Origin of the sequence: Flavobacterium sp., assembly GCF_049590715.1 — a bacterium.
GTDB lineage: Bacteria > Bacteroidota > Bacteroidia > Flavobacteriales > Flavobacteriaceae > Flavobacterium.
Genome location: NZ_JBAWDL010000126.1, coordinates 1 through 1,954, shown reverse-complemented (window position 1 = coordinate 1,954; position 1,954 = coordinate 1). Strand labels below are relative to the sequence as shown.

Sequence of the window (1,954 nt, the reverse complement as noted above, 5' to 3'; positions counted from 1 at the left end):
CCATAGGGGGCTGGCGTGAGAATCGTGACGAGGAACATCACGAACACGCCCGCGAAGCCGGTCAGGAAGATCTTTAGCCAAATGTGCGCCGGCTTCATGTCTAGAACTGGAAGTAGAGGAACGGGCTGTACGAACCCAACTGCGAGACGCTGTAGACGAACAGGCCGGTGATGGCGAGCGCGATGACGGCGGATGCGATCCACTTCGACTGGTGACCAACCACGCCCGGAGCAGGTTGCGGCACCCAGCGCTCCAGTGAAATAGTCGGTGGCATCACGAGGCAGATGAACATGGCGACCAGCAAGGTCTGGAAAAACTCCGGCTTGCGATAGGGGACCGCGATGAATTCGCCGAAGGCCGAGGGCGGGGCGCCATGAAAGCCCAGCATGCCTTTGTAGATCTCGACCGCTGCGTTCACGCTTTCGGCGCGGAACACGACCCACGCGACCATCACGCACACGAAGGTCAGCAACCAGCCCGCCACGCGCGCAAGCCGACCTGGCGTGGCGTGGCGCCGTACCTTGGCATTCCAGAGGTGATTGATCATGAGGAAGGTTCCGTGCAGCGCGCCCCAGATCACGAAGGTCCATGCGGCGCCATGCCACAGGCCGCCCAACAACATCGTCAGGAACAGATTGATATAGCGCCGGGCCTCGCCCTTGCGGTTGCCGCCGAGCGGCACGTAGAGATAGTCGCGGAGAAAGGTCGACAACGAGATGTGCCACCGACGCCAGAATTCGATGATGCTGGTCGACTTGTAGGGCGAGTTGAAGTTAAGCGGCAGCCGCACGCCGAGGCACAGCGACAGTCCCACCGCCATGTCGGAGTAGCCGGAGAAGTCGAAGTAGATCTGAAGCGTATAGGCCAGAACGCCGAACCAGGCCGTGTAGAGCGAGGGCAGGGTGCCGTTGTGCACGCCGGTGAACATCAGGTCGGCGTACTGTCCCATCTTGTCGGCAATCAGCAGCTTCTTGGCCAGCCCGAAAGTGAAGATCGCGAGTCCGAGCGCCACCTTGTTGGCATCGATGCGGTAGGTCGCCGGATTGGCGAACTGCGGCATCATCTGCGCGTGGTGCAGCACGGGCCCGGCGATCAGGTGCGGGAAATAGGTGACGAACAGCGCGTAGTGCACGAAGCTGCGTTCATGCACCTTGCCTTGCCAGCAGTCCACGAGGAACGCGATCTGGGTGAAGGTGTAGAACGAGATGCCGATCGGCAACGCGATGTGCAGCATCGAGATCGGCGTGGCGCCGGCCGCCGCCAGGCCGTCGTTGACATTGGCGATGAAGAAGTTCGCGTATTTGAAGACCGCCAGGATCGCCAGATCGACGGTGAGCGCAAACACCAGCATGTGCTTGCGCTGCCGATCGGTTCGCCCCGGGGCCGGCGTGAGCCGCAGACCGGCCCAGTAGTTGAAGCAGATCGATGCCAGCAGCAGCGGCATCGCTTCGACGCTCCACCAGCCATAGAAGAACAACGATGCCAGCGCCAGGAAACCGGCGGCCGCGCGGATGTTGCGCTTGCCGATCAGGAAGAACCCGACCAGCACGATCGGGAAGTAGGCAAAGATGAACGCGTAGGAATTGAAGAGCATCGAATCGGAGGCGTTGCCGGTGAGCCCGGTGGCGCATGTTGTCGTTGTGCTCGAAGACGAGCTGCGCCGCACAGCCGACGATTATCGCGTGCCTTCGGCGTGCCACTCCATCCACAGAGTTCGAACCTCTTGTGCGAGTTCCGGCAGGGTCAGGCTCTCATTGAAGATCACCGCGTCGGCGGCGGCGCGACGGGCTGCCCGGGTCGCTTGTTGCGCAATGACGGCATCCACCTGCTCGCCCGACCAGCCGGAGCGTGCCATCACGCGTCGGCGTTGCGTGCCCTCGATGGCATCGACCACCAGCACGCGATCGACCCTCGCGCGCCAACGCCCCGATTCGACCAGCAAAGGGACGTCGAA

The 1,954-nt window shown here is 62.4% G+C and carries 2 protein-coding genes; both read right to left on the bottom strand.

The genetic code is table 11. The annotated features are described in order from the left end of the window. Positions 1–100 precede the first annotated feature (100 nt). Entirely contained in the window at positions 101–1,594 is a 1,494-nt protein-coding gene (locus WBQ70_RS05635) for an MBOAT family O-acyltransferase (protein ID WP_423911556.1), read from the bottom strand. 81 nt (positions 1,595–1,675) lie between these two features. Next, positions 1,676–1,954, bottom strand: a 279-nt coding sequence (locus WBQ70_RS05630) for a dephospho-CoA kinase (RefSeq protein ID WP_423911554.1), incomplete at its 5' end; no start/stop codon positions are given.

Coding starts and splice junctions, on each gene's coding strand:
- WBQ70_RS05635 (WP_423911556.1), bottom strand. CDS start 1,594: ATGCTCTTCAATTCCTACGCGTTCATCTTTGCCTACTTCCCGATCGTG.